The sequence below is a fragment of the Chamaesiphon sp. OTE_75_metabat_556 genome, assembly GCF_031378165.1.
Lineage (GTDB): Bacteria > Cyanobacteriota > Cyanobacteriia > Cyanobacteriales > Chamaesiphonaceae > Chamaesiphon.
Genome location: NZ_JANNDR010000584.1, coordinates 1 through 4,285, shown reverse-complemented (window position 1 = coordinate 4,285; position 4,285 = coordinate 1). Strand labels below are relative to the sequence as shown.

The 4,285-nt window shown below is 45.1% G+C and carries 6 protein-coding genes; 4 read left to right on the top strand and 2 right to left on the bottom strand.

What is annotated here, in order from left to right:
* Positions 1-120 precede the first annotated feature (120 nt).
* Both RMO27_RS23015 and RMO27_RS23010 read right to left on the bottom strand, forming a co-directional pair.
* On the bottom strand, positions 121-606 hold the full coding sequence (locus RMO27_RS23015) for a hypothetical protein (protein WP_309736867.1): 486 nt from the start codon (positions 604-606) through the stop codon (positions 121-123).
* Positions 607-608: 2 nt separating this feature from the next.
* Positions 609-839, bottom strand: coding sequence for a sigma-70 family RNA polymerase sigma factor (locus tag RMO27_RS23010; RefSeq protein WP_309736866.1), 231 nt, complete (start codon positions 837-839; stop codon positions 609-611).
* An 11-nt stretch (positions 840-850) separates the two neighbouring features.
* On the opposite strand from RMO27_RS23010, the gene RMO27_RS23005 reads away from it, so the two are divergent.
* The 4 genes from RMO27_RS23005 to RMO27_RS22990 all read left to right on the top strand — a co-directional run bounded on the left by RMO27_RS23005 (position 851) and on the right by RMO27_RS22990 (position 4,214).
* Complete coding sequence (locus RMO27_RS23005; RefSeq protein ID WP_309736865.1) at positions 851-1,366, top strand: hypothetical protein; 516 nt, start codon at positions 851-853, stop codon at positions 1,364-1,366.
* Positions 1,367-1,489: 123 nt separating this feature from the next.
* Positions 1,490-1,906, top strand: coding sequence for a hypothetical protein (locus tag RMO27_RS23000; protein ID WP_309736864.1), 417 nt, complete (start codon positions 1,490-1,492; stop codon positions 1,904-1,906).
* 388 nt (positions 1,907-2,294) lie between these two features.
* The gene (gene aroC / locus RMO27_RS22995) at positions 2,295-3,392 is read left to right on the top strand and encodes a chorismate synthase (RefSeq protein ID WP_309736863.1); all 1,098 of its coding nucleotides are present in this window, start codon (positions 2,295-2,297) and stop codon (positions 3,390-3,392) included.
* Positions 3,393-3,416: 24 nt separating this feature from the next.
* Positions 3,417-4,214, top strand: coding sequence for a DUF6816 family protein (locus RMO27_RS22990; protein WP_309736862.1), 798 nt, complete (start codon positions 3,417-3,419; stop codon positions 4,212-4,214).
* The last annotated feature ends 71 nt before the right edge of the window (positions 4,215-4,285 follow it).

The window sequence follows — 4,285 nt, the reverse complement described above, 5'->3', positions numbered from 1 at the left end:
TGCCAATTCAAATCGATCGACCTCTTACAAGAGCGCGGACTAAATTTTGATTGACGCTGCGATTGCGTGAGGCCATAGCTATGTTCGCGGCAGAATAACAATGCACTATCCGCAAACGTCCTAGATTTCCCCAGATATAATGCGAGTTCCGATGGGTACTACTGGTGCATTTTCGCGATCCACCGTGACAAACAGACCAGTGGCTTTTGTGCCAGGAGGTGGTACTTGTGGTGGATTAATCGACTGGGAAGCATTTCCTTGCCCATCGGTGCGAAATTCGCCACAGTAGATGACCTGCTGATTATTTAGGGCAAAAATAGTGACAACTTTAGTCCAGTTCCGTTTTTTTGGTGGCACTGCTATGACTTCACGATTGATATCCGAGGATTGAAGGACTCTAGCCCGCAGATGGGTTGGTGGCTGTAGTTGTGGGACATCTAGGGTCAGACCACCCAAGATCATCTGTAGTTCTCGCACTTCTTGGCGCAGAGTTGCATCTTCTAACATCATTCGCTCGAAAGCCTCTATTTCAGATGGCTCTAATTCATCTAGCACATACCCAGCAGCTAGCTGTTTTGTTTCGTCAGAAAGGGCGGAATTTATCATGGTTAATCTATATCTAATCTGTCCACACCAGCTAACTGTGTCTTGAGTTGAACCAGAGCCTGCCGAAGACGACTTTTGACAACTCCAGGTGTGAGCGCCAAAGACTCAGCGATTTGATTATGACTCAAACCTTGATAGTAACTCAGCTTGAGGATTTGACGCTGTAGTTCTGGTAGTGATTGTATCGCTTGATGGACACTGGTCTGAATTTCAGCAGTTGTTGCTTGTTCCAACGGCGAAGGACATGAAAATTTCTATGCTTACCAATCTCGTTAAAATTCAATCACCTGCTAAAGTCTTGCTATCGATATTAGCAGTTAGTCTTTGTTTCGGTGCAAGCGATCGTGTCTCTGCCATTCCCACCACTACCACTCCCACCACCATACCAACTACCATTCCAACTACCACTACTATTCCAACTACCACTACCGTTCCCGCTTCTACCTGCACCAATGTAGATGTCAAGATTCAAAATGGAACTCCAGATACTGTAAAGGTAACGAATTTTGAGTACTTAGATACTACTCAGAACGCATTTGTACCCAAAAATCTCTTGGGTTCGAGTGGAACACAGCAACTGCAATCCGGCACAGTTCATCGGGCGACGCGAAATTTCGCTGAAGTTGGTGGTCGTACTAAATTCCGAGTTACATACCAACATAAACAAGGCATTAACAATTTTGCCGCTCCTGTTCGTGTAACTACCGATCCCTTTGTTTGTATAGATGGAAGTACGCATCCAGTTTTACTCGATAAATAGATTGTACTGGCTCAATATCCAACTACATTATGCTTTGAATCGATCGCTGATTGGGATCGATTCAAAGATATTTTAACCTCAGCAGTTATCTCACCCACAACATAACTTACTCAAATAAATACCATGAAAACATCTCTTTTCTTGCTCCCTTCCCTTTTAGTCATCGCTTTAAGTGCCTGGATACCACCAGCGGCAATCGCTGGCTCAGAAACTTGTAAAAATGTTCCCATCATCCTCACAAATGCTACCCCCGATGAAATCAAAATTACCAAGTTGGAATACTCTGATTTAGACAACCGTCAATATCGGACTGAAACTGGAATATTTGGCGTTGATGGGAAGCAAAACCTAGAACAGAAAAAATCCTTTGGTCGAACACGCGATCTAGAAAAAGTCAATAACGAGTCAACTCAGTTCCGAGTTACTTACCGTCATCGAATTGGCGGTGATAAATATGAGCCGCCTGTAACTCAAACATCCCCAAAATTTACTTGTCGTAACGACATGAAAGAAGCTGTAAAAGTTGTGCTTACCAACTAGATAGCTAATTGGGCAAATACTTTACTTTTTTGATCGATGATGCAGAAGGTGTAACTATAGTTCGCTCCTGCATCTTTTTAGTCAATTTTCAAAGATCGACAAAAATTTCCACTCTATTTTTTTAACTTAAGGTAGCCATATTCATAGCTGATACCAATGGATACTAACGGACGATCTCAACAATTATTAGCTCTCCTTTGAAAAAATTGGGATCGATCTCAATTGCTATGTATCATCAATCGATCGGCTGTTTTTTATTGCCTAGATCTCCTGAATTATCAAAAGAAGATCTATGCATCTCAGCCAAATTGTTATCTATTCGATCGCATCTCCTCTTCTGTGCTGATAAACTAGTAACTAATCACCGAAAATCGATCCGGTACATACGATGGGAAACACCTTTGGGCATTTATTTAGAATTACGACCTATGGCGAATCCCATGGGGGTGTGGTCGGTGTTGTCATCGATGGCTGTCCGCCGCTATTAGAGATTAGCGCAGCCGAAATCCAAGTCGAACTCGATCGGCGGCGACCTGGGCAAAGTGAAGTTGCTACGCCCCGGAATGAACTCGATCTCTGCGAGATTATGTCTGGAGTGTTTCAAGGCAAGACTACTGGTACGCCGATTAATATTCAGGTCAAAAATAAAGATGCCAGATCTCGGGACTATAGCCAGATGGAGCAGGCTTATCGCCCCTCCCATGCCGATGCGACTTACGATGCCAAATATGGGATTCGCGACCCTTTCGGTGGTGGCAGATCTTCCGCACGAGAAACAATTGGGCGAGTAGCTGCTGGCGCGATTGCCAAGAAGATTCTGCAAATTGCCAATAACATCGAAGTCATCGGCTATGTCAAGCGGATTCACGATCTCGAAGCCACCGTCGATAGCAACACTGTGACGATGGCGGAGGTAGAGAGCAATATCGTGCGCTGTCCAGATTCGATTTGTGCGGATCAAATGAAGGCCAAAATTAAAGCAATGATTGCACAGGGTGACTCGATCGGGGGCGTGGTAGAATGCGTCGTGCGAAATATGCCCAAAGGTCTGGGGATGCCAGTATTCGACAGGTTGGAAGCAGATATCGCCAAAGGTGTGATGTCGCTACCCGCGACTAAAGGCTTTGAAATCGGTTCGGGGTTTGCCGGAACTCTGATGACCGGCAGCGAGCATAACGACGAATTCTACACCGATGCCAATGGCGAAATTCGGACGCGCACCAATCGTTCTGGCGGTACTCAGGGCGGCATTTCCAATGGCGAACATATCATTATCAGGGTTGCATTTAAGCCCACTGCCACGATTCGGAAAGAACAAAATACCGTCACTACTGCAGGTGAAGAGACAACCCTATCTGCCAAAGGCAGACACGATCCTTGCGTGTTACCTCGTGCGGTACCGATGGTGGAAGCGATGGTGGCGTTAGTCTTGTGCGATCATTTGTTGCGTTATTACGCTCAATGTAAGGTACTACCAACAGTTTAGTCAGGAATAAGCCGTGATCGAGATATGCATAGTTTAGTCCGCAAGATGGCGATTTGGTCGATCGCGATCGCCTGTTGGTTTTGTATTTCCCAGAGTGCGCTCGCTGGAGTTCTGAGCGACAGGATCGATCGATATCCCAATTGGGATGCCCAGCCTCAATTGAGCCAGCATGATGGCGAATTAACCTATCCAGAATGGTTTCGCGGCCGCTGGCTAGCAACTAGTACTCTCCTCGAACAGAGCGCACCTTTAGCACCAAAAATAGTCACGCCAGGATTTGAGAGCAATCGCCAATATATCGATAAGCCGATCAAGTTTACTGTCCAATTCATCCCGACCGATCTGACTAAATCTGTCAAGTTCTCAACGTTGAGCTTGCCGCGACTAGCCGCTAATTTACCAAAATCAAAACTGATTGCCGATCGCGCCTTTAATGGTTTAAATATTGCTACGGCTTATCTGGGTGCATCTAATGTCAAATCGGTCGCAATAGATTCCCAAAATCCGACCAAACAGATTACCCAACTGACACAGGATCGGCAACTAGAAGCTTTTGTGACGGGATTCGATCGAGAAATACCGACACTCGATCAATTTATTGCAGCCGAAGTATCGCAGCAAGTTTTTCGGACGAGTTCGACGATTTATCTCAATACTGTTGAAACGATAACTAACTATCAATTTTCACCGACGCCGACTCCCACAATTACGGCAACTCAGATCTCTGCTGTCTATCTTTCGCCCCAAGATCCCGACTATTTTCGATCGATCGATCGGGCTGTCGCTATTTATAAATATCGCTTAGATTTAGTCCCAATTTAGAACTAAATGAGTTGTGATGAAATTTAGATCGATTTCTCAAGCTCTGAAACAAAAAGTAGGGGGGAATTCAT